General features: G+C 67.3%; 23 protein-coding genes. 11 read left to right on the forward strand and 12 right to left on the reverse strand.

The window, feature by feature from the left end:
• Window positions 1-29: 29 nt before the first annotated feature.
• Window positions 30-1,661 carry a Ppx/GppA phosphatase family protein gene (locus POL67_RS40290; protein ID WP_271926193.1) on the forward strand — a complete coding sequence of 544 codons (1,632 nt, stop codon included), beginning with the start codon at window positions 30-32 and terminating at the stop codon, window positions 1,659-1,661.
• Between the two features lie 123 nt (window positions 1,662-1,784).
• On the opposite strand, the gene POL67_RS40295 is transcribed toward POL67_RS40290, so the two are convergent.
• The 11 genes from POL67_RS40295 to POL67_RS40345 all read right to left on the reverse strand — a co-directional run bounded on the left by POL67_RS40295 (window position 1,785) and on the right by POL67_RS40345 (window position 11,084).
• Entirely contained in the window at window positions 1,785-2,309 is a 525-nt protein-coding gene (locus POL67_RS40295) for a helix-turn-helix domain-containing protein (protein ID WP_271926195.1), read from the reverse strand.
• 179 nt (window positions 2,310-2,488) lie between these two features.
• Window positions 2,489-3,118 carry a helix-turn-helix domain-containing protein gene (locus POL67_RS53925; protein ID WP_308789572.1) on the reverse strand — a complete coding sequence of 210 codons (630 nt, stop codon included), beginning with the start codon at window positions 3,116-3,118 and terminating at the stop codon, window positions 2,489-2,491.
• Window positions 3,119-3,283: 165 nt separating this feature from the next.
• On the reverse strand, window positions 3,284-3,733 hold the full coding sequence (locus tag POL67_RS40305; protein ID WP_271926197.1) for a helix-turn-helix domain-containing protein: 450 nt from the start codon (window positions 3,731-3,733) through the stop codon (window positions 3,284-3,286).
• A 175-nt stretch (window positions 3,734-3,908) separates the two neighbouring features.
• Complete coding sequence (locus tag POL67_RS40310; RefSeq protein WP_271926199.1) at window positions 3,909-4,958, reverse strand: alpha/beta fold hydrolase; 1,050 nt, start codon at window positions 4,956-4,958, stop codon at window positions 3,909-3,911.
• Window positions 4,959-4,997: 39 nt separating this feature from the next.
• Window positions 4,998-6,773, reverse strand: a complete 1,776-nt coding sequence (gene ptsP / locus POL67_RS40315; RefSeq protein WP_271926201.1) for a phosphoenolpyruvate--protein phosphotransferase — start codon at window positions 6,771-6,773, stop codon at window positions 4,998-5,000.
• On the reverse strand, window positions 6,770-7,054 hold the full coding sequence (locus POL67_RS40320) for an HPr family phosphocarrier protein (protein ID WP_271926203.1): 285 nt from the start codon (window positions 7,052-7,054) through the stop codon (window positions 6,770-6,772). The genes ptsP and POL67_RS40320 overlap by 4 nt, the downstream gene beginning before the upstream one ends.
• A complete protein-coding gene (gene rapZ / locus POL67_RS40325) occupies window positions 7,051-8,052 on the reverse strand; it encodes an RNase adapter RapZ (RefSeq protein WP_271926204.1) in 1,002 nt (333 codons plus the stop codon). Before rapZ ends, POL67_RS40320 begins: the two co-directional genes overlap by 4 nt.
• Window positions 8,049-9,044, reverse strand: coding sequence for an HPr(Ser) kinase/phosphatase (gene hprK / locus POL67_RS40330; RefSeq protein WP_271926206.1), 996 nt, complete (start codon window positions 9,042-9,044; stop codon window positions 8,049-8,051). Before hprK ends, rapZ begins: the two co-directional genes overlap by 4 nt.
• 20 nt (window positions 9,045-9,064) lie before the next feature.
• The gene (locus POL67_RS40335) at window positions 9,065-9,544 is read right to left on the reverse strand and encodes a PTS sugar transporter subunit IIA (RefSeq protein ID WP_271926209.1); all 480 of its coding nucleotides are present in this window, start codon (window positions 9,542-9,544) and stop codon (window positions 9,065-9,067) included.
• Between the two features lie 196 nt (window positions 9,545-9,740).
• The gene (gene hpf, locus POL67_RS40340; protein ID WP_271926210.1) at window positions 9,741-10,100 is read right to left on the reverse strand and encodes a ribosome hibernation-promoting factor, HPF/YfiA family; all 360 of its coding nucleotides are present in this window, start codon (window positions 10,098-10,100) and stop codon (window positions 9,741-9,743) included.
• A gap of 276 nt (window positions 10,101-10,376) precedes the next feature.
• A complete protein-coding gene (locus tag POL67_RS40345; RefSeq protein ID WP_271926211.1) occupies window positions 10,377-11,084 on the reverse strand; it encodes an ATP-binding cassette domain-containing protein in 708 nt (235 codons plus the stop codon).
• 47 nt (window positions 11,085-11,131) lie between these two features.
• Between POL67_RS40345 and POL67_RS40350 the strand changes: the two genes are divergently transcribed.
• The 5 genes from POL67_RS40350 to POL67_RS40370 all read left to right on the forward strand — a co-directional run bounded on the left by POL67_RS40350 (window position 11,132) and on the right by POL67_RS40370 (window position 16,678).
• Window positions 11,132-12,664, forward strand: a complete 1,533-nt coding sequence (locus POL67_RS40350) for a mechanosensitive ion channel family protein (RefSeq protein WP_271926213.1) — start codon at window positions 11,132-11,134, stop codon at window positions 12,662-12,664.
• A 262-nt stretch (window positions 12,665-12,926) separates the two neighbouring features.
• Window positions 12,927-14,024 carry a ferredoxin reductase gene (locus POL67_RS40355; RefSeq protein ID WP_271926214.1) on the forward strand — a complete coding sequence of 366 codons (1,098 nt, stop codon included), beginning with the start codon at window positions 12,927-12,929 and terminating at the stop codon, window positions 14,022-14,024.
• A 15-nt stretch (window positions 14,025-14,039) separates the two neighbouring features.
• Entirely contained in the window at window positions 14,040-15,113 is a 1,074-nt protein-coding gene (locus POL67_RS40360) for a fatty acid desaturase family protein (RefSeq protein WP_271926216.1), read from the forward strand.
• Window positions 15,114-15,188: 75 nt separating this feature from the next.
• A complete protein-coding gene (locus POL67_RS40365; RefSeq protein WP_271926219.1) occupies window positions 15,189-15,845 on the forward strand; it encodes a TMEM175 family protein in 657 nt (218 codons plus the stop codon).
• A gap of 206 nt (window positions 15,846-16,051) precedes the next feature.
• The gene (locus tag POL67_RS40370) at window positions 16,052-16,678 is read left to right on the forward strand and encodes an RNA polymerase sigma factor (protein WP_271926221.1); all 627 of its coding nucleotides are present in this window, start codon (window positions 16,052-16,054) and stop codon (window positions 16,676-16,678) included.
• A gap of 83 nt (window positions 16,679-16,761) precedes the next feature.
• Here POL67_RS40370 and POL67_RS40375 read toward each other — a convergent pair whose 3' ends face one another.
• Window positions 16,762-19,041 carry an FG-GAP-like repeat-containing protein gene (locus tag POL67_RS40375; protein ID WP_271926223.1) on the reverse strand — a complete coding sequence of 760 codons (2,280 nt, stop codon included), beginning with the start codon at window positions 19,039-19,041 and terminating at the stop codon, window positions 16,762-16,764.
• 733 nt (window positions 19,042-19,774) lie between these two features.
• Here POL67_RS40375 and POL67_RS40380 point away from each other — a divergent pair.
• From POL67_RS40380 to POL67_RS40400, 5 genes are all read left to right on the forward strand, one after another.
• Window positions 19,775-19,990 (forward strand): hypothetical protein, encoded by a 216-nt coding sequence (locus POL67_RS40380; protein ID WP_271926225.1) that lies wholly within the window; start codon window positions 19,775-19,777, stop codon window positions 19,988-19,990.
• Window positions 19,991-20,317: 327 nt separating this feature from the next.
• Complete coding sequence (locus POL67_RS40385; protein ID WP_271926228.1) at window positions 20,318-21,040, forward strand: hypothetical protein; 723 nt, start codon at window positions 20,318-20,320, stop codon at window positions 21,038-21,040.
• Window positions 21,041-21,125: 85 nt separating this feature from the next.
• On the forward strand, window positions 21,126-23,246 hold the full coding sequence (locus POL67_RS40390) for a serine hydrolase (protein ID WP_271926229.1): 2,121 nt from the start codon (window positions 21,126-21,128) through the stop codon (window positions 23,244-23,246).
• A 55-nt stretch (window positions 23,247-23,301) separates the two neighbouring features.
• A complete protein-coding gene (locus tag POL67_RS40395) occupies window positions 23,302-25,641 on the forward strand; it encodes a PAS domain S-box protein (protein ID WP_271926230.1) in 2,340 nt (779 codons plus the stop codon).
• Entirely contained in the window at window positions 25,638-26,090 is a 453-nt protein-coding gene (locus POL67_RS40400) for a response regulator (protein ID WP_271926231.1), read from the forward strand. The genes POL67_RS40395 and POL67_RS40400 overlap by 4 nt, the downstream gene beginning before the upstream one ends.
• Window positions 26,091-26,093: the final 3 nt, after the last annotated feature.

Raw genomic sequence — 26,093 nt, forward strand, 5'->3', positions numbered from 1 at the left:
CCAGGCCGCGCTCCGCTACTTCTCCCGCCATGGCTCGCCTCGCGGCGATCGACATCGGGTCCAACGCCATCCGGCTTCGCGTGGTCGACGTGGACCCGCCTCTGCTCACGGATGACGGACCACGGTTTTACCCCTTCCGCGACGTGCTCGTCGACCGCGCGCCGGTGCGGCTCGGGCACGACGTCTTCACGAAAGGTCGCCTCGAAAACGGCGTCATCGGCGCGGCCTGCGAGGCGCTGAAGCGCTTCCGCGCGGCCATGGACGCGGCGAAGGTCGAGCGCTACCGAGCCGTCGCCACGAGCGCCGCGCGTGAGGCGCAAAACGGCGACCTCTTCGTCGAGCGCGCCGAGCGCGAGAGCCGCGTGCACGTGGAGATCATCGAGGGCGTCGAGGAGGCGCGCCTCGTGCAGCTCGCCGTCGTCGAGCGCATCCCCATGAGCCAGCGTCGCTCGCTCCTCGTCGACATCGGCGGCGGCTCGACGGAGCTCACGCTGCTCGAAGGCCGCCTCCCCGTCTACTCGCGCTCCTTGCCCGTCGGGACCGTCCGCTTGCTCGAAGCGTTCCTCGAAGGACGCGGGCCGATCGACATGGGCCACAGAAAGCTCCTCGAAGAGTACGTCGACCGCGTCTGTGCCGACGCCTTCCGCGAGATCGAGGACGCCTCCGACGGGCCCGTCGACGTCGTCATCGGCACGGGCGGCAACATCGAGACCCTCGCCGACCTCTGCCCGATGCCGATCGCCTTCCCCGAGGGACGCGCGATCGAGGTCCGCGCGATGCGCCGGCTGCTCGACGATCTCTCGGCGAAGAGCGTGGACGAGCGCGTGATCGCGTATGGCCTCCGGCCCGATCGCGCCGACACGATCGTCCCTGCGGCGACCGTGCTCTGCCGGGTCGCTGAGGCCTTCGGGCGGGAGTCGATCACGGCGCCGGGCGTAGGGCTCAAGGAAGGCGTGCTCGTGGACCTCGCGCGCCAGCACTTCGTGCCGCGTGATTTCGGCGGCGAGGCGGCCGCGGTGAGCGAGGCGTGCCTCCGGCTCGGGCGCCGCTACCACTTCGACGAGGCGCACGGCATGCTCGTGGCGCGCTTCGCGACGCGCCTCTTCGACGAGCTCTCCGCGCGCCACCGCATGAGCCCGCGCGACCGCATCCTCCTCCATGCGGCGTCGCTCCTGCACGACGTTGGCGACTTCGTGCGGTACGAGGGCCACCACAAGCACAGCTACTACCTCATCGTGCACGCCGACCTGATGGGCCTCTCGCCCGCGGAGCGCGAGATCGTGGCCAACGTGGCGCGGTACCACCGAAAGAGCCCGCCGCAGCTCGACCACGAGAACTTCCGCGCGCTCTCGCGCGAGGATCGGGCGAAGGTCAAGGCGATGGCCGCGATCCTGCGGGTCGCGGACGCGCTCGATCGGGAGCACCGGGCCAAGGTCGCCGGCGTCAGCGGGCGTATCGAGGGCGACACGCTGGTGCTCGAGCTCTCGGGCACGGAGGACCGGTCGCTCGAAGAGTGGACCGTCGCGGCGAAGTGCGGAATGTTGAAGGACGCGCTCGGGCTCGACGTGCGCATCGTGGACGCGGCGACGGGCGCGTCGCGGACGCCGACGACGGTGCCGCCTGCCTCGCGGAAGACGCCGATTCCGACGCCACGAAGCTGATCAAAACGGGTGTTACGGGAAGAACCTCTTCGACATTCGGGGGCGTAACTCGGGCGAACCGAGCGATGTCCCCGAACCCCGGCCGCGCGGGTTTGGCGCGCGGCGCAGAGGTTGTCCGGGCGTTCAGCGCTTGCGGCGACCCTTTGCAGCGGGCGCCGGCGTGGCGGCCGGGGCCGGCGTTGCAGTGGCGGCGACCTTCGCGGGAGTGGCCTTGACCGCGGCTTTCGCGGGCGTGGCCTTCGCGGGCGTGGCCTTCGCGGGCGCCGCCTTTGCTGCGGCGTTTTTCGTCGGCGTGGCCGTCTTCGGCGGGCGACCGTTCGGCCCGAAGACGAGCTTGCGCAGCGCGGCAGCGGCCTTGTCGGTGTCGCCGCCTTCGCTCGCGCGCACGTGCTCGACCACGGCGGCGAGCGGCTCTTCCTCGGGGAACATGAGGAGCACGAAGGGCGGGACGCCGAGCGCCTTTGCGGCGGAGACCACGGTCCCGACCGTGATCAGAACGAGCCCGCGCTCCACGCTCGACATGTGCCCCTTGGACAGACCACTCTCGTCGGCGAGGGCCGCGAGCGACATGCCGCGCTCCTGGCGCAGATCACGGATTCGGGCCCCCACCTTGGCGGCGACGGGCTCGGGAGTCGGACGACGGGGCATGGTTTTTCCACCTCGAACGTGCGCCCCGGCGTACCGGAGACGCGGAGAAGATCCGGACGAAACGCGGCGGTTCGTCTTGGCCGTGTTCGCGTGGGACGAACTCTACCATGTCGTCCTCGCCCGGTACAACGTCCCCGTAAGACGCGCATGTCCCGACAACCCGCGCCTGCATTCGCGGCCTACCCCTGTCCCCTCCCTGGCCCGGGCGATCTGCCGAAGAAGAGCTCGCGCAGCCGCACGGCCGCGCGGCCCACGTCGCCGCCCTCCTCGCGGAGGATCTTATCGAGGCACGCGGCGAAGGGTTCGTCCTCCTCCCGCATGCACAAGAGGAACGGAGGCACGCCGAGCGCCCGGGCCACGGCGTACACCGTGCCGACGCTCATGAGCGCGAGTCCATTCTCCAAGTTCGAGGCGTGGCCCTTGGAGAGACCGCTCGCCTTCGCGAATTGAGCGAGTGACATTCCCTTCTCACGCCGCAGCTCGCGCATTCGAGCACCGATGTGGGCGGCGAGCGGGTCCGGGACACGACGAGTAGGCACGGATTGCACCTCGGAAACCGTTTTTCCTGCCAAGCATGCGATCGACCATCGACCGCTTGTTGCAGTCTTCGAAGATTCGAATGGACGAACCAATGGGTTCTTCCAGGCCAAACCACTTACCATGTCGGGCGGCCGTTCCCAATGTTCGAACGCATTTTCGAACGCCCCGAAATCGACACCGGGATCATTCATTTCCGGAGACGAAATCCGGGTTCGACACAGCAAACACGGAGGCGGCCCCCGGGCGCCCCGGCGGACGCGCCGAACCATGCGGGATCCCTGGACAAACGTGCGCCGAGCCCCCCGCGCCCGCGGCACGCCAGGGCGGTTGTCAGGGCAAGCGGCCCCCACGCGGGTCGGTCACACGCGACACCACCCCGCCGCCGACAGGGAGGCCTCGCTACGGCCCCGACATGATTGTCTTGACTTTTCGCTCTACTCGTGGAGCGAGCGTTTCGTCGCGCCGCGCCCGCGCTTCTTGCCGAGCTGGCCGCTCGTGCGCTCCTCGATCACCGCGCTCACGCGCCGCATATCGCCGCCGTACGCCTGCCGGATCTCCTCCAGCACGGCCGAGAGCGGATCCTCGTCGGGAAAAGCCAAGAGCACGAACGGCGGCACGTCGAGCGCTCGCGCCACCGCGACGACCGTGCCCATCGTGACCCGCACCCGCCCGCGCTCCGCGCTCGACATCTGGCTCGGCGTCAGGCCACCCGCCTCGCGCAAGCTCGCGAGCGACAAACCTCGCTCGAGCCGGAGATCACGCATCCGCGCGCCGAGCTTGCCGGCGTACGGCTCCGGCAGCTCGCTCTTGGTGCCCGCGCGCTCGCGAGTCGCCGCCCGCGTCTTCGATCCCTGCGCCTGCGTTTCGCTCGACGTGCGCTTCATCCTGACCCGCGACAAACCTAACACGTTCTTCGGGGCCACGTGCACGTGCGATCGAAAAACCCAAGCACGGTTTACGCGAGGTTGGTCCGTCGCTGGGTTTTTCAGGCCCTAACCTCATTTTTTAACAGACGATCCAGAGACGCCGAGAGAGCCCTCCCCCCCTCGGGCCCGCCGGTCAGCCGAAGAAGCGCACGATCTCGGCGACGAACGTGTCGTGCGCCTCGATGTGCGGCGAATGTCCGACGTTCGGCAGGACCTCTTCCCGGTAGCTGCCGCCGTTTGCCTTGTACGCGTCGAGCACGGCGCGCGTCTGCGCGACCATGGGCTGCGCCGGATAGACGTCGTCGCCAGGCCAGCCCGGGATCGCGCCGAGCTTGCCGAGGAAGCCGAAGTCGAAGAGCGACGTGTCGCTGACGATCTGATCCCCGTCGCCACGGATCCACAGGACGTCGTGCTTCGGCGGGATCTTCGCGAAGCCCGAGAGGTTCACGTACTTCGGCGCGAGCGCGTTGTTCACGCCGCGCGTGCCGGGCGCGACGCCGGGCCAGTTCGCCGACGTGGTCGTGTCGCCGGGATAGTGCGCGTCATCGACGACCATCTTCAGGACCTCCGCGAGGAAAAACTCCTCGCGCTCCTTCTCCACGCGGAACGGCGGCTTGAAGTAGAAGTCGTTCATGACCTTGCGCGGCGAGGTCGCGCTCTCCTCGGACGCGTCGCGCGCCTTCAACCGCCGCGCGAAGTCGGGGTTCGCCGTGCCGCCGCCCGAGCCCGCGAAGTCCGCGAAACACGGCTCGCCGCTCGTGCCCTTCGTCCCGCCGAACCCGTACGGCGCCATCGGCGCTTCGAGGACGAGCTTTCCGACGAGCTCGGGATGATCGATCGCGAGCTGCATCGCGACGCCACCGCCAACCGACCAGCCCACGACGTGCACCCGGCCCTTCAGGCCAAGCTCGGCGCTCTGGAGCAGCGCCGCGAGGTCGTCCGAGAAATCACGCAGGCCGCGGGTCGCGTCGATGGGCGCAGGCTCGGAGTCGCCGTAGCCCCGGAGGTCCGCCGCGATGGCGCGGAAGCCCGCGGGGAGCGCGGCCATCGTCTGCTCGAAGAAACGAGCGGAGGAGCAGTTGCCGTGGATGAACAGGACGGGGACGCCGTCTTGAGGCCCGCTGACGAGCACGTGCGTGCGAAGGCGGGACGTCTGGATCTTGATCGAGGTGATGGCGGTCATGAGCTCCTCGGGTTTTTCGGACCAGAGGAGAGGATGCCTTCAACGCTCGCCGGTGAGAAGATCATAGAGGCGAGGCGCAAACGCCTCCGCCACGCAGTGCTCGACCTCGTCGGAGGTGCCGAAGCGTAAGGCCTCCCGCGCGACGGCCTCGGCCTCGACGAGCGTCACGCGGCGCAGCGCCTCCTTGATCTCGGGGATCGCGGCCGCCTCCATCGAGAAGTCACGCATGCCGAGGCCCACGAGCAGGACCGCGGCGAGCGGATCACTCGCCATCGCGCCGCAGATCGACACGGGACAAGCCCAGCCCTCGCCCGCCCGCACCACGCTGCGGATGAGCCGCAGGATCGCAGGATCGAAGGATGACGCGAGGTAGGCGAGCGAGCGGCTCGTGCGGTCGACGGCGAGCGTGTACTGCACGAGGTCGTTCGTCCCGAGGCTCATGAAGCTCGCCTCCTGGGCGAAGAGATCCACGAGCACCGCGGCCGCCGGCACCTCGACCATGATCCCGAGCGGGATCTCGTCCGCGCAGGGCAAGCCCCGCGCCTTCACCTGCTCGATCGCCTTCTCCAGGAGGACACGCACCTGCCGGAGCTCGGAGAGGCTCGCGATCATGGGGATCATGATCTTCACCTCGCCGTACGCGCTCGCCCGGACCATCGCGCGCAGGTGTTCGAGGAAGACCTCGGGCTGCGAGAGCGCGAGGCGCACGGCGCGGAGGCCCAGCATCGGGTTCATCTCGGGCGGGAGCTTGAGGCTCGACATGAACTTGTCGCCGCCGATGTCGAACGTGCGCAGCGTGACGGGCATCGGGCGCATCGTCTCGACGACGGCGCGGAAGATCTCGAACTGCTGATCCTCGGTCGGCGGTAGCGATCGATCGATGTAGAGAAACTCGGTGCGGTAGAGGCCAATGCCCTCGGCACCGTGATCACGCGCCAGGATGGCCTCGGCCGGGAGCTCGACGTTCGCGCGCAGCGTGACGCGCACGCCGTCCTGGGTCGTCGCCTCGCGATCCCGCGAGACGGAGAGCTCCCGCGAGAGCGCGGTGTGCCGCTCGCCGCGGGCGCGCGCCTCGTCGAGCTCGCGCGGCTGCGGCCCCACGAGGACGCTGCCACGCAGGCCGTCGACGACGACGAGATCACCACTCGAGATCCGCTTGAGCGCGTCGGTCACGCCGACGACGGCGGGGATCTCCAGCGCGCGCGCCATGATCGCGGTGTGGCTCGTCCGCGTGCCGACCTCGGTCACGAAGCCGACGACGGGCTGGTTGATCATCGCCGCCGTGTCCGCAGGCGAGAGGTCGTGCGCGACGACGATCGAGGGCCCTTCGAGGCGAAGGTTCTGCTGCTCGGGCACGGTCGTGCCGAAGGCGCGCAGGATGCGATCGCCGATGAAGAGCACGTCGTGGCTGCGCTCGCTCAGGTACGGATCGTCGAGCGCCGCGAGCCGCTTGGCGATCACGTCGGACGCCTCGGCGACGGCCCACTCGGCGGCGCGCTTCTCCTTCTGGATCTGGTGACGCACGGCCTCGGCGAGCACGGGGTCGCCGGTCATGAGCACGTACGCTTCGAGGATGGAGGCCTCGGCGCTGCGCTCCGTGAGGCGCAGCGACATCTCGCGCAGGTCGCGCTGCGCGCGCGCGACAGCCTCCTCGAAACGCGCCACCTCGGCGTCGATCTCCCCCGGGCCGATCGTGCGGCGCGGGCATTGCACGCGGCTCTGCCCGAAGACGACGACCTTGCCGATCGCGACGCCTGGCGAGCCCGCGATGCCGCGGAGCACCTCGGTCGCTTTCGAGGGAGGCTCCACGCTCATTCAGGCTCTCCGAAGCGATCGGCGATGAGCTTGCCGATCGCCGCCACGGCCTCTGCCGAGCCCTCGCCGCGCGCCTTCACCTCGATCACCGTACCGACGCCGCCGCAGAGCAGGAGCACGCCCATCACGCTCTTCGCGTTCGCTTCCTGCCCATCGGGCCCCGCGATCGTGACCTCGCACGGGTACTTGCCGGCGAGCTGCACGAGCTTCGTGGCCGCCCGTGCGTGCAAGCCGCGCACGTTGACGATCGTGAACCGCCCCGTCGCGCTCGCGTTGCTCACGTCTTGCTCCCTCCGCCGTCGGGGGAGCGCGGCGCCCCCTCCGCCCCTTCGGTCGCGCTCCGCTCGAGCAGTTGTGGATCGGGCTCCAGCGGCGCGGTGTGCTCCGCTCTGCCGACGTCACGATGCACGACCGAGATGGGTAGCTCCACCTTCCTTCGTAGATTGTCGGCCAAAACCTCGGCGAGCGCCACCGATCGATGACGCCCACCGGTGCAGCCGATGCCGATGGTCAGGTAGCTCTTCCCTTCCCGCTCGTACCGAGGGAGCGAGAATTCGAGGAGCGAACCGATCTTTTCGAGCAACTCGGACGCCTCGGGGCTCTGCAGGACGAAATCTCGCACCGCGGGGTGGCTCCCGGGGAGCCGACGGAGCTCCGGGACGAAATGCGGGTTGTCGAGGAACCGCACGTCGAAGATCAGGTCCGCATCGACCGGGACGCCGAACTTGAAGCCGAACGAGATGAACCTCGTGCGCATGCGCGGCGCCTCGGCCTTGCCCGGCCCGAGGTGCGCGATGATCTGGCGGCGCAGCTCGTGCACGCTGAGGCGCGTCGTATCGAGGTCGATCGTGGCGAGCGCGCGCAGCGGGGCGAGGCGCTCGCGCTCGAGGTGCACGCCGTCGAGCACGGCGAGGCCGCCGGAGCTGCCAGGCGCGCGCGAGGCGGCGGCCGAAAGCGGGTGTGGCCTTCGGGTCTCGTTGAAGCGGCGGAGCAACGCCTCGTCGGTCGCGTCGAGGAAGAGGATCGCCATGTCGCGCCCCTCGGCGATGCGCGAGAGCGTGGGCGCGGCGCCGTCGAGGAAGGCGAAGGCGCGCACGTCGATGCCGAGGCCGATGCGACGGATGCCGCCGGCCTCGCAGACCTCGATCGTGGCGGGCACGAGGGACGTCGGGAGGTTGTCGACGCAGAAGTAGCCGAGGTCTTCCAGGGCGTTGATCGCGGTGGACTTGCCGGCCCCCGAGAGCCCGGTGACCACGACGACGCGGCTCTTGTCGCTCATCGATCTCGCCTCCCTCCGCTCATGAGCGCGCCTTCGAGGTTGCCGAAGAACTCGCGCGCGGCGTGATGCCCTGCGTTCTTGAGCAATTCGTTCCGCGCCGCGACCTCGAGGATCGTCGACATGTCGCGCCCCGGCCGCACCGGGATCACGAGCTCGCGCACCTTCACGCCGAGGATCGTGTGGTACCGATCTTCGAGGCCGAGCCGGTCGTACTCGACGTCCTTCGACCACTCGACGAGCTTGATCACCACGTCGATGCGCTTGCGCTCGCGGATCGCCGTCACGCCGAAGAGGTCCTTCACGTTGAGGATGCCGAGCCCGCGCACCTCCAGGTGGTGGCGGAGCAGGTGCGCGGCCATGCCGAAGATCATGCCCGGCGGGCGGAAGTCGCACTCGACGACGTCGTCGGCGATGAGGCGATGTCCCCGCATCACGAGGTCGAGCGCGCACTCGCTCTTGCCGATCGCGCTCGGGCCCGTGAGGAGCACGCCCACGCCGAAGACGTCGACGAGCACGCCGTGCATGCGCACGCGCGGCGCGAGCCTGTCGTCGAGCAGCGCGTGCAGCGCCGTGATGGTCACGCTCGATCGATCCGCCGAGCGGAGCAGCGGCGTCCCGGATGCCTCGGCCGCGGCCACGAGCTCCGGCACCGCGGGGAAGCCGGTCTCCGCGGACGACTCGCCTTCGCTGCGCGCGTCCCGCGTGACGATGACGCAGCACAGGTCACGCGCGAAGAGATCACGGAGCTTCTTCGCTCGGTCCTCGACATCGAGCGTGTGCAGGAACGAGAGCTCGGTCTGACCGAAGATCTGGATGCGCGACGAGGTGATGCCGTGGAAGTGCCCCACGAGCGCGAGGCCCGACTTCTGGATGCGCGACGACTCGACGATCCGATCGAGGCCCGCTTCGCCCGCGAGGAGATCGAGCTTCACGCCGAGCCCGGGATCGGCGAGGAGCGCACGCACGCTCATCGAGGGGCGTGGTGCGGGCACGCTTCGCGGAACCTCGTCAGTCACGGGCCCCTGCCCTCCTCGGCGGCGATGATCGTGAAGGCGTCAGCGCCGCTCGGCGCGAGCAGCAGTCGCTTGCGAAACTCATCGTCGCGGAGCAGGCGCGAGACACGCGCCAAGGTCTTCAGGTGCTCGCCGGCGGCGCGCTTCGGGCCGACGACGGCGAAGAGGATGCTCACGGGCGCGCGGTCGATCGCGTCGAAGTCGATCGGGTGCGGGCAGAGCAGGACCGCGCCCACGTGCCGATCGAGCCCTTCGAGCCCGCCGTGGGGGATGGCCACGCCGCCGCCCACGCCGGTCGACTGGAGCTTTTCGCGCTCGGCGAGCACGCGCTCGATCTCCACGACCGGCGTGACGGGGATCAGGCCGCGGGCGAGCAGCTCGGCGATGCGGCGCAGCGCCTCGGGCTTGGAGCGGACGACACCCTCGGCCTCGTTCGCCACCGAGACGTGGTCCGCGCTCAGGATCTCGAGAACACCCATGATCGTGCCGGGGGGGTTGGGAGAGCGGGGCGTGCGCCGCCTTTTGCGCCGCGCGACCGCCGGAGGGGCGACCGCGCGACGCTGCTGCGCCATGGAATCGATCGTTGCCTGTCCCCCCCGTGCCTCGGCGGAAGCACGGCCGAGCCCTACTACGGAAAGGCTCGCCTGGCGAGGGCGTACAGCGTGGAACTCGCCGTCAGTCGCGGGCGCGACCTTCGGCGGCCTCGGAGGCCTCGGCGGCGAACTCGGCCGCGCTCGTCCCGCCGCGCTTCTTCGCCATGCTCGCCGTCTTGTCCGCTTCGATCTGGCGGTCCAGCTTGTCGATGACCTTGTCGATCGAGGCGTACATGTCCTGGCTGCGGACCGTCGCGTGGAATTGCTGGCTGCCCGAGGAGATCCGCACATCGGCGATGTGATCGAGGCCTTCGACCGACAACGTGACCTGCGCGGTCATGGCTTGACGAAGGAACCTTTGCAGCTTGGCGACCTTGTCATGCGCGTACTGCTTCACCGCGTCCGTGCCCACCATGTGTCGGAACGTGATTGCGATGTTCATCGAAGGCTTCCTTCCTTTCCTTCCGGGGCAAAGCACCAGAGGTGCGCTCGTCACAACCGCCATCGGCCATGGTAACACCGCGGGCCGAGCGGACGCGCGTCGATAAGATGCGCCTCGGGCGTCGCAACGATGCCGGACCTTCGATCCGGTGGAAGCTTGCATGACCGCTACGTTTGCCGGGCCACGCCTCGTTTTCATCGAGCTGCCGAGACGCTGCATGTCCTCGGCGAAACCCGCGATGCCACCCAGACAATCCCGTGACGCAAGCTTTCGTCGTCAAGTCGCGACGTAACGAGACTGCACGAGCGGATGAGCACGAAACGCTCCGGGGGAGGCATCGAGCGCGATCTCTCCGTCGAGGAGGAGAACGGCGCGGTCGCAGAGAGAGAGCGCCGCGTCGACGTGATGATCGGAGACGAGGACCGCGGCCCCTGCGTCGGCGAGGGCGCGTAGTCGCTCGGCGACCCGGGTCGCGCCGAGCGGATCGACGGCCGCGAACGGCTCGTCGCAAACGAGGACCCGAGGCGCGGCCGTGAGCGCTCGTGTGATCTCGAGGCGCCGCCGCTCGCCGCCGGAGAGGCGCGCGGCCTGCATGTCGAGCAGACCGTCGAGCCCGAGCTCGCGCGCGATCACGAGCGCGCCCGGCGCACCGGACGGGCGCGCTCGACGGGTGAGGCGTTCGAAGACGGCGAGGTTGTCGCGCACCGAGAGATCGGGGAGGACGCTCGGCGTCTGCGGGACGTAGCCGAGGCCGCGGCGCGCGCGCTCGTACAGCGGCAGGCGCGTGACGTCTTCGCCGGCGAGCACGACCTTTCCTTCGAGCGGGACGAGCTCGCCGACGAGCACCCGAAACAACGTCGTCTTGCCGGCGCCGCTCGGACCGAAGACGGCGACGACCTCGCCGGGCCGCGCTTCGAGGGAGGCGCGGTGCAGGAGCGTGCGGCCCGAGAGGCGCACAGTGAGGGAGGAGGCGAGGAGCGACATCGAGCGCGGTAGCAGCGAGCTTAGCGGCGAGCTGGTAGGGTGCGCCCGTGGCTTTCCTCTACGCGCTCTGGAAGGAAGCGCTCCTCGCGCACACGTTCTGGTTGCTCACGGCGCTCGTCATCGCGCTCGTCGCGAGCCGGTTCGACACGTCGAGCGAGCCGCGGCTCCGGCCGCTCGGCTTCTTCGTGTCGATGCACGTGCTCTCGCTCCTCGGGGCGGCGGCGCTCGTGGTGACGGGCTCGTCGTTCGTGGACGAGATCCGGATCCCGGCGGCGGTGTTCGGCGGCGTCGCGTTCGTGGGCGCAGCGGCCGTGCTGCTCTTCCACGTCGTTCTCCCGCGCCTGCGCCTGCGCGCGCCGCGCATCGTCGAGGATGTGATGGTGGCGATCTTTTCGGTCGTCACGGCGGTGAGCATCACGAGCCGCGCGGGCATCAACCTCTCGGGCCTCATCGCCACGAGCGCCGTGCTCACGGCGATCCTCGGCTTCTCCTTGCAGGACGTCATCGGCAACGTCGCCGGCGGCCTCGCGCTCCAGCTCGACAACTCCATCGCGGTCGGCGACCTCATCAAGGTGAACGACGTGAGCGGGCGGGTGGCAGAGATCCGGTGGCGGTACACGGCGATCGAGACGGGCAACTGGGAGACCGTGCTCGTGCCGAACAACGTGCTCATGCGATCCCAGGTGACCGTGTTCGGCCGCCGCCAGGGCAAACCCGCGTATTTGCGCCGCGTGATCCATTTCAATGTGGATTTCCGGTACCAGCCCTCGGACGTCATCGACGTCGTGCGGGACGTCGTGAAAGACGCCAAGGTGCCGCATGTCGCGGAGGACCCCGCGCCGAGCTGCGTGCTCCTCGACCTCGGCGAGTCGTACGGGCGGTATGCGTTGCGGTACTGGCTGACCGACCTCGACATGGACACGTTGACCGACTCCGACGTCCGCACGCGTATCTTCTTCGCGCTGGAGCGCGCGGGCATGCACCTCGCCATCCCGGCGGCGTCGGTTCTGGTGACCGAGGAGACGAGCCGGGCGGCGCAGAAGACGGCGAAGCGTCTTTCGAGGCGGAAGCATTTGCTCGAAATGGTGCCGCTGTTCCAGGCGCTCTCGGACGCGGAGCGGACCGAGCTTGCCGAGCAGCTGAGATACGCGCCGTTCACGCGCGGGGAGATCATCGCGCACCAGGGGGACGCCGAGCATCATTGCGTGCATCTGATCGAGGACGGGACGGCGCTCGTGCGTGTCACGGAGAATGGGCGGGAGTTGCCGGTGAAGAAGCTGGGGCCTGGGAGCTTCTTTGGCGAGATGTCGCTGCTGACGGGGTCGCCGCGGCTCGCGACGGTGGTTGCCGAGACGGATGTTGAGTGTTTTCGGCTGGAGAAGGGGCCGTTTCAGCGGGTGATCGAGAAGCGGCCCGAGCTCGCGCGAGAGCTCGCCGGGGTGCTCGCGCAACGGGCCGAGGAGTTGCGGGCTGCGCGGCAGGGGATTGATACGGTGAACGAGGCGGGGCCGTCTGTCGTGAAGGCGGAGCGGGATATCTTCAATCGGATCCGCAATTTCTTCGAGCTCGGCGCGCCGTAGGAACGGGAGCGGGCCATGCAGCGCCGGGGGGCCGACCTCGGCCGGGAATGGATCGGCACCGCCGAGGCTCCGTCGGACGCTGCTCGGCCGCTCCTCTTCTTCGCGGTAGGCCGGCAGAGCGGCCGAGCCACACGAGGAAGACAGGCGCTCGACCCATTCCTGAACGAATCGTGACGCACCGCATCTTGTCCACGTACCTGCGGGTCGTAGATTGGTCGGCAGGGTGGGGCGTGGAGGACCAGCGCCCATCGAGGGAATGCACATGAGCACGCTCGCGACGAACGCGCCGCACGTGGCGCGTACGGCTTCGTTTGCCCTCCGCACCACGCAGCGCCTCAGCCGCGCGTTGCTCCTCGACCGTTCGTTCCGGTTCTGGGTCGACGAGCTCGCTCCGGTCGCCTCGCGTGCCGAGCTTCGCGCACGTGTCCTTTCCGTGGTCGACGTGACCCACGACGTGAAGACGTTCGTGCTCGCACCCCGGGTATGGCCCGGTCACCTGCCAGGGCAATGGGTACCGGTCGAGGTCGAGGTGGGCGGCATACGCCTCCGTCGTTGTTATTCGATCTCCTCCCCACCGAACGACCCCCACGTCGAGCTCACCGTCAAGAGAATCCCCGGCGGCCGCGTCTCGAACTGGATGCATACGCATCTGCACGCAGGCGACTTCGTTCGCCTCGGCGCGCCCTCAGGCGACTTCGTCCTCCCCGAGACGAAGCCCACGAAACTCCTCCTCCTGAGCGGCGGCAGCGGGGCGACACCGCTGATCGCAATCCTCCGCGACCTTGCCCATCGGCGCGCGCTCGAGGACGTGACGTATCTCCACGCCGCGCGTTCGCGACGAGACGTCCTCTTCGCCAGCGAGCTCGCGCGCCTTTCGTCGTTGCACCCCGGGCTCCGGGTGGTGCTCCACCTCGACGACGCGTCGCCACGACTCGATGCCACACAGCTATGGGTGTTGGTCCCCGACCTCGCCCACCGCGAGACGTTCCTTTGTGGTCCGACCGGCATGATGGACGCCGTCGCGCCCGCGTTCCTGGGTTTCGAAGGGCGGTTGCATCACGAACGATTCGTCGCGGCCAAACCTGCGGCAGCGGCGTCCGGCGCAGGTGCGCGGATTCATCTCGGTCGCTCGAAACGAACCATCACCACCACGGGTCGCGGGACACTGCTCGACGAGCTCGAGCAGGCCGGAGAACGCCTCGAATACGGCTGCCGCATGGGCATCTGCAATACCTGCCGGTGCGCCAAACGGAGCGGGGTGGTCGAAAACGTCCTGACCGGCGCGATCTCCAATGAACCCGACGACGACATCCGCCTCTGCGTGTCCGTCGCCCGCTCCGATCTCACGCTCGCCCTCTGATCCGACAGGCCTCCGATGAACCGCACCCTCCCCCCCCACGAAATCGACGCCTTCGGCCGCGAGCTCGATGCACTTCGCCAAGAAGTTCTCGACCAGCGCGGACAACGCGATGTCGATCACATTCGCAGCGTGGTGCGCACCATGCGTTACGCGGAGGCCGCCGGCCGGTTGCTCCTCCACGTCGGGATCGATCCCGCCACCTTTGCGCTCGGCACCGGAGCCCTCGGCCTGGCCAAGATCCTCGAGAACATGGAGATCGGGCACAACGTGATGCACGGCCAGTACGATTGGACGCACGATCCCGAGCTCGACGGCGAAAGCTACGATTGGGACATGGCCTGCGCCGCCCACCAGTGGCGCGAGTACCACAACTTCGAGCACCACACGTTCACCAACATCCTCGGTCGCGACCGCGACGTCGGCTACGGCTTTCTTCGGGTCACGTCGGAACAGCCGTGGAATCCGGCCCATATCATCCAGCCATTCGTCGTGGTGGGGCTCGCATTCCTGTTCCAGTGGGGCATCGGGGCTCATGCGCTGCGCCTCGACGAGACCATCGCCGGCCGCCAGTCCGTCGCCGAGCTCTGGACCCGTGCGCGGCCATTCCTGGCCAAAGGCGCGCGACAGCTGTTCAAGGACTACGTGTTCTTTCCGGGATTGGCACTGGTGAATGCGCCACGGGTCGCGCTCGGAAACTTCATCGCCAACGGGATCCGCAACGTGTGGGCCTTCGCGGTCATCTTCTGCGGGCACTTCCCGGAAGGGGTGCGCATGTATCACGAGCAGGAGACCCGGGACGAACCACGCGGTGCCTGGTATCTGCGCCAGATCCACGGGTCGGCCAACATCGAAGGCGGTCGCCTGTTCCACGTGTTGAGTGGCCACCTCAGCCACCAGATCGAACACCACCTGTTCCCCGATCTCCCCGCCTGCCGCTACCCGGAGCTCGCGCCGCGCGTGCGCGCGATCTGCGAACGGTATGGGCAGAGCTACAACACCGGTCGCTTCCGGGCGCAGCTCACGAGCGTGGCCCGACAGATCCTCGAAAACGCACTCCCCTCGCGCGCGCGTCCGGCTCGAATGCACTGACGTTCGAGGAACGTATCTTTCGGAGATGTCATTTTTCGTGCGCGTCGTCGACGGGGGGGTAGGCTTATTCACCCGATGGCGCTTCCACCCGTCCCGCACGAATTCGCGTCGAGCCTCCGGACCAGTCGGATCGAGGCCCTGAGTGATGCGGCCTTCGGCATCGTGATGACGATCCTCGTCCTCGAAATACCCGTGCCGGAGATCGATCATCCTACAGCCCTGGACATACCCCGCGCGCTGATCCGCTTGTGGCCGATGTTCCTTGGTTATTTCGTCAGCTTCATCATGCTGGGGATGTCCTGGGTGGCGCAGCACGAGCAATTTCATTTCGTCAAGCGCGCCGATCAAGCCCTCTTGTGGATGACCATGCTGTTCCTCATGCTCATCGCGACCGTCCCCTTCACGACGACGCTGATCGGCCGGTACCTGGAGCAGCAGGCGGTCGTGGTGCTCTACGGCGCGCACCTCCTCGCCATCAGCCTCGTCCACCATGCGACGTGGCGTTATGCGACCACGAACCGGCGGCTCGTCGATCCTCACATGGATCTGGAGGACGTCGAGATCCATCTACGCCGCTCGCTCATCACACCGGTGATCTATCTGGTCGCCATAGGGCTCTCGTTCCTGAGCACTGTCCTCAGCGTTGTGGTCTATGCACTGGTGCCGCTCGTGTACGGCATGTTGCCGAGCATCTACGCCAGGCGGAAGAGGTCCCGCCCTCGCGAGAGCTGATTCTTCCGCAGCAAGAGGCGAGGCGAGCTCGGCTGCGCCGTGCGAGGTCCTCGCGCCCTCCTCTCCCGGGACGGGTCGGGGGTGAGGGAAGCTCAGCCCAGGATCAAGGCCCCCATTCCCACGCTCCTCGCACCCTTCCCGGTGGATCGTGGACTTTCCGGCGACGAACCAATCCACGCTTTCAGCGTTGAGTTTTTCCCTGGTTCGTGGGACAAACAAGCGACGCCGACCGGAGCTACCCACACCGGCCGGCGTCTGACCCACAACCCCGCGTTACCCGGAGCCATGAGCTAATGGTCACCATACTCGTCCATCCTCCGCCGGCAAACTTTTCGGCGACGCACGCCTTGCTCGGCCGTCTCTACCTCGAACACCGCGCTTTCCTGCGACGCCTTCTTCTCGGCCAGGCTGTCCCTCCCCGCGACGTGGAGGATGTCCTGCAGGATATTTTCTTCACGGTCTGGCGTCGCCTCTCGTGCCTGGTCACGCCGGAGCAGGCCCGCCCGTGGCTCTTGGTGATCGGGCTCAACCATGCCCGCAATGACCGAAAGCGCCTTCGCTACGAGCGTGAGGTCCTTGTGGGTTTCGCGGAGGATCTCCCCGAGCAGGAGGACGGGACGTCGCCGGAGACGCTCTTGCAGGCGATGTACGGGTGGTTCCGGCTGAAGCGCTTTCTGGCGAAGATCCGCCCACGCATCCGTGCCGCGGTGATTCCGTACCTGGAGGGCCTCTCGATCACCGAAATTGCCGCATCGCTCGGAATCAAGGCGAAAACCGTCTACAGCCGCCTGCACCTCGCTCGTAAGCATCTGGCAACGCTCGCGCTCGCGTGACTCGCGCTTGCGCTTGCGCTTGCGCTCCCGCTCGGCGGCGCGGGCCCCCGCTTGGGGGCCCGCCTTCCTGGCCTGGATGAAGCTCAGGGCTCCATACGCAAGCTCGCCACGCTCAACGTGCCGTCGGTCTCGTTGCAGATGATGTCGGCCCCGTACTGGTTGTCGGTATCGCCGAAGAAGACGTGCTTGACCGACGAGCCGCTGCACCACCCATCGAGATCCCCGCGCCACTCGATCGCCGCGAAGTGTCCGCTCGCGTCGACGAGATCGACTTCCATCTTGCCCGTCGATTGGTTTCGGCAGATCAGATCGTCACGACCGTCACGATTGATGTCGGCGACGTGCAAGGAAGCGTTGGAACCCAGGCAGAAGTCGAGGTCTTGTATCCAGTTGCTCCCCTCGAACAGCGCGGTCGTGGTGTTCGCATAGTCGATGAGGATTTCGCCGTCGTTCTGGTTACAGAGGAGGTCTTCCTTCTCATCGTCGTTGAACTTGCCGATGTAGAGGCGCTCGCTCGATGAGACGCAGAAGTTCCGATCAACACGCACCCATTCGTTCCCGTCGACGTTGAACTCTCCATCCGTGTCGGCAAAGTCGACGATCATATCGCCATCGTCCTGGTTGCACAGCAGATCGTCTCGGTAATCGCCGTTGAAGTCTCCAATATAGAGGCGCTTGCCCGAACCCACGCAGAAGTTCCTGCCCGAGGAGATCCAGTTGCTCCCATCGAACACTCCAGCCCCTTCGCTGTAGTCGATGAGCATGTCGCCGTCGTCTTGGTTGCACAGCAGATCGTCGCTGCCATCGCCGTTGAAGTCGCCGACGTACAGGTGCTCCCATGATTGGATGCAGAAATTACGAGCCGGTTTGGTCCAATCGGAACCATTGAAGGTTCCATTGGTCTCCGCTCGGTTGATGAGCATGTCCCCGTCGTCGATTTGATTGCAGAGCAGGTCCGAGCGACCGTCGTTGTTGAAGTCTCCTACGTAGAGACGCTCCGTGCTGGCCTTGCAGTAGTTCGCCGTGCTGGACCAGATGGAGCGGACGAGGCCGAGGCGGGAGCGACCAGCGATGAGAGCGCCCCCGAACAGGCCCGGAAAGATGCTGGACGTAAACACGGTCGGAAGCGTGCTGACGCGGTTCGTGAAACTCGACGTCACGGGCGGCTCCTTGTTGAGGAACGACCATAGGACATCGGCCTGCGATGCAGAGATGTGCCGCGGACAGGATACACCTCGAGGCGGATAGTCCATGACGTTGACGCTTACGATGAGGCCCGGCGGGGACGTGCGTACGATGGCATCGATTTGCGAATTCCCGGGATAGTACGTAGTTCCGGCGAGTGTGCAGCTAATGTTGCAGGTGCCGTCGGTTGCGTACGAACACGAATTGGCGATCAACTGGAGATCCGATTCCTGGTCCTCTGCCTCGCTCGGGCTCGTGAAAAACTCGGGCATCAGAACATTGTGGTACCACACCTCATCGTAACGCTTGCTCAACTTCATGGTGTACCCCGTGTCAGGGTCCAAACCGCTGCCCACCTTGAACGTATGCTCGAGCCCCACGTAGTGCCCCAATTCATGGGCAAGAACATTGGTACCATTGTCGAGGTCAGCCCGAGCCAAATTGACGACTTTGCCTTCCGATGGGAAATCACCTGAGGTGCCGCCGGCGCTAATGATGACGATGACCTCGTCACTCGGTGCGAACGTCGCAGCGACGGCCTTCCACCAATCACTGCCCCCGGATACGCCAGTCTTGACGACAGCATCCGCCCAGGCATTCGCGGGTATCAGCGGGAACCCATCCACGCCGGAGAACGCATTCGTCACCTCGAGCTTTGCCTGACCCCAGGTCAGGGAACCCGGCGTCTTCGTGCACCAAAAGGTTGGCGCCTCTATCGTGGTGAAGGAGCGCTTCTTGAACGTCACCCCCGCGGCAGCGTAAATCTCATTCACGGTCTGGAGTCGCTCCTCGAGCTCATCTTCGGCATCGGGCCACGCCGTACTCCCAATGCAAACGGCTGGCATTCCAGTTCCAACGGGGCATTCCCAGTCCGGCGGCGGCGAATCCGGCGGCGTCAGCGTGCGGCTGGAACAAAGCGTATCCGCCACACCGGGCACGGTCGATGCTCCGCAAGCTGCGCGTGCCGATGGACGGTTGACACAACTTGTATCCACCAGGTGGACGGCGCGAATCGGAATCGTCCTCTTGTCGAGTGGCGCCACCATCAACGCCTGCCGGGCCACACCCGTCTCCACCCCGTCGTCCACCATCGGCTCGGGCGACGCATCTTTTGAGCCCATATCACTACATCCGCACAACATCGCCAGAAGCGACGCCACCACGTATCGTCCGGTCATCACAAGCTCCTCGGCACGGCCACACCAGCCGTGCTCATAAAGAAGGCCGGTACCTAGCTCATGTCCGTGTTGTGTTCAACATGAAGTATGAACCCAAACAACGTTTCTGCGCCAGTGGAAGTTCTCATCGAACCAGGTCGCGTGCGCTCTCAGGCGCGACAAGTCGTGATGGGATGGGGTACGGCTGCGTGCGGTGGAAATGTTCGTGTCCGGTTCGCAAGAGGGGAGCACGGAATCCGCATCGTCAAGGGTGGCAACCGCGGTTGGCAGTCCAAAGAGGGGGTCGACAGGGAACTGCAAAGACAGAAGGACGCCTCGCGCCTTGAAGGTGTCGGCTTTCATGGACGCCCCCTGGCCTGGGCAAACGCTCCGACCTCGGCCATTCCACGGCAATCGTCGGGCGTATGCCGCCCGCTCGCTGCACGCGGGCAAATGCGAGCGGCGTGGAGCCAGGTCCTCGGCGAACCGCTCGCCATTCCCCACTCGCTCCCGAGGCCATGGTGGACGATAACCGGTTGCGAGCATGAACGCGCCTCGCTCAGCTCCCATTTTCCGCTCCCGCCCCCTCAAAACCACGATGCCTTCGTGGCCTCCTACGACGCAGCCGCGAAATACGAAAGCACCTGGCGACGGGAGATGCGCGAGGGCAAAGGCGCGGTCGCCGCGCTGCTTCGTCGTATCCACGCGCGATATCCCTGGATTCGACCCCTCGACGTTCGGCGACAAGCCCGATGTGCCCGATGACGTGATCGAGGACGGGAGCCGGCTCGCCGAGGTGCTGGAGGAGGCGACCATGGAAGACGGCAAGCCGCTCGCCTACAAACTCGCGGCGCTCGAAGCGCGGCGGCACCGGAACGGGCGAAAAACAAGGCGTTCGACCCTCCGCCGGCCGATATCGGACGTCCGATCTCCCCTTCGACCCTTCCTCGCCGAACCAACGTCCCCCTGAATCGCCCCACGACCCGTCTTTCGCGCGGACGACCTCCCCGGGATCCGCCGCGGAAGGGTCGTCCGCAAACCAACGGGCCCGAGAACGGGCTCCAACCGGTCCGCGGCGCGCCGAGGAGGGGCGCGGCCCGGCACGGATGGGACGTGGCGCCGTTGGGCGTTCCGCTTTTTCGTGAGGGAAGGGTCGCTCGACAAAAAAACGGAGCCGTTTTTCAGCGAGGAAGGGTCGGCGGCCGGTTCGACCTTTCGGGATCGGCGCGCGGCGGGTCGTGGCTCCCCGGCCGCGGCGACTTCACGCGCTGACTCGAGTTTGGCGTACCGTGCGCCCATGTGGCGCCTCTTCGCGAGCCTCGTCATCGCCCTCTTCGTCACCTTCCCGTTATGCTTCGCCGCCGTCGGCCTCGCCGTCGAGTACGCGGCCGGCAAGCTGGTCGTCGACGATACCGCACTGCCGACGAGCATCGGCCTGGCCGTGCTCATCGCCCTCTCGTCCTTCGGCGCGCTCCGCCTCTTCCAGGCCTGGCGCCGGACCCGCACGCCGCGCAGCGAGACCACCGAGACCCGCGGCTTCCTCGAGCGCTACGCCCTCGCCAACCCCGGCCTCTTCGAGAGCGCCTTCAGCTTCAACGGCTTCGGCCTGCGCTACCTCGACCCGCACCACCGCGGCCCCGGCGGCGTCCTGACCATGACCCTGTGGCTGACCGTCGCCTTCCTGCCGGTCGCGCCGGTCCGTCGCGAGCGCCTGCGCTTCCTCGGCCCCGAAAAGCAGCGCGGCCTGCCCTTCGTCCTCACCTGGCAGACCGCCCCGCTCCAGACCGTCGAGCGCCTCCCCGTCGAGCGCCCGCGCAGCCGCCGCGTCTACGGCTTCTACTACGGCCTCTTCCTGCCGCTCCTCGTCGCCCCGCCCGTCGTCGGCTTCGTGACGCTGGTGCAACGCCACTTCGACGTCGCGGCCTGGCAGTTCTTTACCGCGGTCGCGCTCTACTTCGTCTGGGGCATCGGCCTCGTCGTCGTCGAGCGCCGCGTCATGGGCACGCCCGACGCCCTGTGAGCCGCGGTTCAGGGGTATTCGACGCGCCGTGATGGGGCGTCGGTTGCCTTGACGCAACCCATGAATCGGCCGAGCATCCGTGCCCATGCGCACGCGTCCTCTACGATCCCTTCTTTTCAGCCTGTTTTTTCTCAACGCTTGCAGCGGCCCCTCCCCGGTCGTCCAGACGGGCGACACCCCTCCCGCGCCTCCCCTCGCGGGCCCCGCGACGTCCACGACCACGACGCCTCCCCCCACGGCGACGCCCAAGGACGAGCTCGCGGTCGTCAAGGTCGACGCCGATACCCCCATGACCACGCCCTCCGGCGCCACGTACATCGCCCCGAAGGGCTGGACCGTGACGACGAAACACGGCGTCGTCGTGCTCGCGGATCCGAACCGCGAGGTCTCCCTCACGTTCGTCGAACGCAAAGAGCAAGATGGCGCTGCGGCCATTGCTGCGGCATGGAAACAAGTCCAACCCGACTTCGCGCGCGCCGTGTGGCTGATGACGCCCCAGCCGGGTCGCAATGGGTGGGATGCCGTCGTCGACGTCAACTACGTGACCACCCTGGCGGAAGCCCGCCACGTCTCTGCCCGCGCCGCCCGCAAGGGGGACACCTGGTTCGTCCTGTTGTCGGACGGAACCGAGGACGGATGGAGCCGGCGGAGGCCGCAAGCCAATATCGCGCGGCAGAGCTTCCGGGCCCAGGGCGTCGTCGAGGAGTCCTTCAAGGACAAGCCCGCGCATACGCTCGACGCGGCGCGGCTCCAGAAGATCGACGCGTTCCTCGAGGAGAGCCGCCTCGCCTTGAAGATTCCTGGGCTCGCGGTCGCGATCGTCCAGAATGGCAAGGTCGTCCTGGAAAAAGGGTACGGCGTGAAGGAGCTCGGCAAGAAGGCTCCGGTCACGCCCGATACGATGTTCCGTATTGCATCGATGACGAAGCCCCTCACCTCGCTCATGATCGCCGGGCTCGTCGACGAGGGGAAATTCACCTGGGATACCCGTGTCACCGAGCTCCTGCCGACGTTCGCGCTCGGCGACGCGGAGCTCACGAAGCGGCTCAGCGTGCGGAACATCCTCTGCGCGTGCACGGGCATCCCGTACGACAACGTGGGGACCGTCTTCGAGTATGCAAACGTCTCGCCCGAGAAGATGCTCGATCGCATGAAGCTCCTGAAGCCGACGACGGGGTTTGGCGAGACGTTTCAATACTCGAACGCCATGATCGCGGCCGCCGGGTATGTCGCGGCGCACGCCGCGGAGCCGAAGAAGCCGCTCGCCGAGGCGTACGAAAAGACGATGAAGGCCAAGGTCTTCGGTCCCCTCGGAATGAAGAACACGACGTTCGACGCGAAGGTCGTGGCGCGCGGAGATCATGCATCGCCGCACAATCGCAATGCGAAGGCCGAGATGGAGCTCGCGCCCTCGGATACGGCGGCGTGGATCACCCCGCTGAACCCCGGGGGCGGCGCCTGGTCCACAGTGCGTGATCTTTCCAAGGTCCTCTTGATGGAGCTCGCCAAGGGCAAGACACCGGACGGAAAGCAGGTCGTCTCGGAGCCGAACCTCCTGGCGCGCCGCGAGCCGCAATCACGCGAGGGTGAAAACTCGAGTTATGGGCTCGCCCTCGCCGCCGTGACCTCCTACGGCGTGCGCTTTTACGGGCACGGCGGCGGGCTCGCCGGGTACTCGTCGAATATGTTCTTCTTGCCCGATCACGGAATCGGCGCCGTCATCCTCGCCAACATCGGCGCCCCCGATCCCTTGGTGTACGTGCAATTCAGGCGAAAGCTCCTCGAGCTCCTCTTCGACGGCCGCGACGAGGCGGTCGAGGACCTCGCGGTCGCGCGGAAGGTTGACGACGCGGACCTGTCGAAGGAGGCCGCGAAGGTCGACTTCGCGCCGGGACGGGCCTACATCGAGCGATTCGTCGGGACGTACGAGCATCCGATGTACGGCAAGATCACGATACGCCTCGACGGCGATCGTGGCGTCCTCGACGCGGGGGAATGGACGAGCTCCCTCGGAAAGAAAAAAGAGGAGGACGGCACGGAGAAGCTCGTGGCGACGACGCCGCCCTGGGTGTTCTGGCCCGAGTTCCTCCCGAAGGAGGTCAACGGAAAGATGGCGCTGGAGCTGCCGGACACCCAGCGGAAGGTCCTTTTCGAGCGGGTGAGCAGCCCGGCCCCTCGCCTGACGGCCGAGCCGAATCGACGGTGAATGAAGTCGCGAAGCGCTACCGAGCGCTTCACGCAGGGCTACGTACAGCTATGAAATGTTGTACGACGCCCGAACGAGCCCGCCGGTCTGGTCGCCCCCAGCGGCGAGCGCGAGCCCCAAGCCGCGCCCGGACCGGACGGGGAAACGGTTCCTTGCGCGGTATGGCGTAGCCGTCGCGGCTGTCGCCGTGGTGACGGCGATCCGGCTCGCGCTCGATCCCGTGCTCGGGGAGCATTCCCCCTTTTTGATCTTCACCCTGGCCGTCGTGGCAGCGGCCTGGTACGGCGGGCTGCGGGCGGCGCTCTTCGCCATGGCCTTGGCCGCCCTCTCGTCCGCCTTTTTCGTCGTGCCTCCGAAGTTCGTTCTCGTTCTCCCGACGACGTCGGCGCAGGCGCAATTCACGCTCTTCCTGTGCACCGCGACCGGCCTGAGTTACTTGATGGATTCGCTCCACCGCGCGCGCATCCGCGCCGAGGTCACAGAGCAAAAGGCGCGCGCGAGCGAGGAGTGGCTGCGCGTCACGCTCCGGAGCATCGGCGACGGGGTCATCGCCACGGACGAGGTCGGGCGTGTCGCATTCATGAACCCGTCCGCGGAACAACTCACGGGGTGGAGCGCCGCGGACGCCATCGACCGGCCGCTCGGCGACGTGTTCCGCATCGTGGGCGAGGCCGATCGAGACCCCATGGAAGACCCGGTCGCCCGGGTCTTGCGGGATGGATCGGTGGTTGGGCTCGCCAACCACACGGTGCTCGTCGCTCGTGATGACAAGGAATACCCCATTGCGGATTCGGGGGCCCCCATCCTGGACGATACGGGCCGGATCCGCGGGGTCGTGCTCGTGTTCCAGGACGGGACGGCCGAGCGAGAGGCCGCGCGGCGGCTCGCGGCGAGCGAAGCGGAGTTTCGGGAGGCCTTCGAGCGCGCCGGGGTCGGCGAGGCGCAGGTGGAGCTCTCGACCGGGCGATTCCTGCGCGTGAACCACATGCTCTCTGAAATCACGGGCTGCACGGCGGACGAGCTCACCCACATGACGTTCCCCGAGCTCACGCACCCGGACAACCGGACAGCCGATTGGAAGCGATTCCAGGCGGCCGTCCGGGGCGAGTGCCCCATGTTCGAGAGCGACACACGGTACATCCACAAAGACGGGCGGGAAATCCAGGTGCGGGTGACCGCGACCATCCTTCGCGACGCAGAGGGGGAGCCGCAGCGCGCCATGCTCGTCTTCCAGGACGTGACGGAGCGGGCCAAGGCCGAGGAGGCGCTGCGGGAAGGAAAAGCGCTCTTGCGGGCGGTCACCGACGCCACGAGCGACCTCATTTACGCGAAGGACCTCGCCGGTCGGCTCACGCTCGCAAACCCGGCCACGCTGCACGTCCTCGGGCGGACCGAGGAAGAAGCAATCGGGAACCGCGACGTCGATTTTGCCCCCCAACCCGAGCAGGGCCGCTGGATCGCCGAGATTGATCAGCGCGTCTTGACCACGGGCCGGGAAGTCAGGGAAGAGGAGGATTTCGGCCCGCCGGGCGCGGTCCGGACCTATTCGACGACGAAAGCCCCGCTCCGGGACGAGCACGGGGCCGTGGTGGGCCTGGTCGGCGTCTCGCGCGACATCACGGACCGAAAGCAGGCGGAGGAGGAGGTGCGCCGGCTCAATGCCGAGCTCGAGCTGCGGGTGGACGAACGCACCCGCGCGCTCTCCGAGGCAAACGCGGAGCTCGAGGCGTTCTCCTACACGATCGCCCACGACCTCCGGGCCCCCGTGCGCAACATGCATTCCCTCGCCGACGCGCTGGTCGAGGATCACGCGGAGGAGCTGTCCCCCGACGCCCGGGACTACACGCAGCGTATCGTGGCGGCCGCGGTTCGGATGGACGACCTCATCAAGGATTTGCTCGCGTACGCCCGGCTGGCCCGGGAGGCGATACGCCTCGATCCACTCGACTTGGATGCCGTGCTGACCGACGTTCTCGGGCAAATGCGGCCAGAGATTCGCGAGCGAGGGGCCGAGGTGAGCGTGGCGTGGCCGCTCGGCCGGGCGGTCGCCCAGCGGACGACGCTCGGGCAGGTGGTGACGAACCTGCTCGACAATGCCATCAAATTCGCGGAAGCGGGCAAGAAGGCCGTGGCGCACGTGCGCTCCGAGGACCGCGGCGACCGCGTCCGGCTCTGGGTCGAAGACAATGGCATCGGCGTCGAGCCCGAGCACCGGGAGCGCATTTTCCGGGTCTTCGAGCGTCTCCACGCGCAGGAAGCCTACCCGGGCACCGGCATCGGCCTTGCCATCGTGCGAAAAGGCGCCGAACGGATGGGCGGATCGTGCGGGGTCGAGGAGAACCCGGGCGGAGGGAGCCGGTTCTGGGTCGAGCTGCCGAAGCAGGAGAACACATGAACATCGAAGACCTCGGCGTGCTCGTGGTCGAGGACGATTCGACCGACGTGCTCATGATTCGCCGCGCCTTCAAGAAAGCGCAGCTCTTGAACCCGCTCCATTTCGTGGACAACGGCGACACGGCCCTCGATTACCTCTCCGGGCGGCCCCCGTACGACGATCGCAGGGAGCACCCGCTGCCGGCGCTCATCCTGCTCGACCTGAAGCTGCCGCGGCGCTCCGGGCTGGAGGTCCTGGAATGGCTGCGGAGCCAGCCGGGGCTCCGGCGGCTCCCGGTCGTCGTGCTGACGTCGTCGATGGAGAGCACCGACGTGCGCAAGGCGTACGACCTCGGGTGCAATTCATACCTGGTCAAACCCGTCAGCTTCGAGGGGCTGCTCGACGCGGTGAAGGCGCTCGGGGTCTACTGGCTGATCCTCAATCGGCGGGCGGACACGGAGGTCGCCTGAGCC

The organism is Polyangium mundeleinium (assembly GCF_028369105.1).
GTDB classification, from domain to species: Bacteria; Myxococcota_A; Polyangia; order Polyangiales; family Polyangiaceae; genus Polyangium; species Polyangium mundeleinium.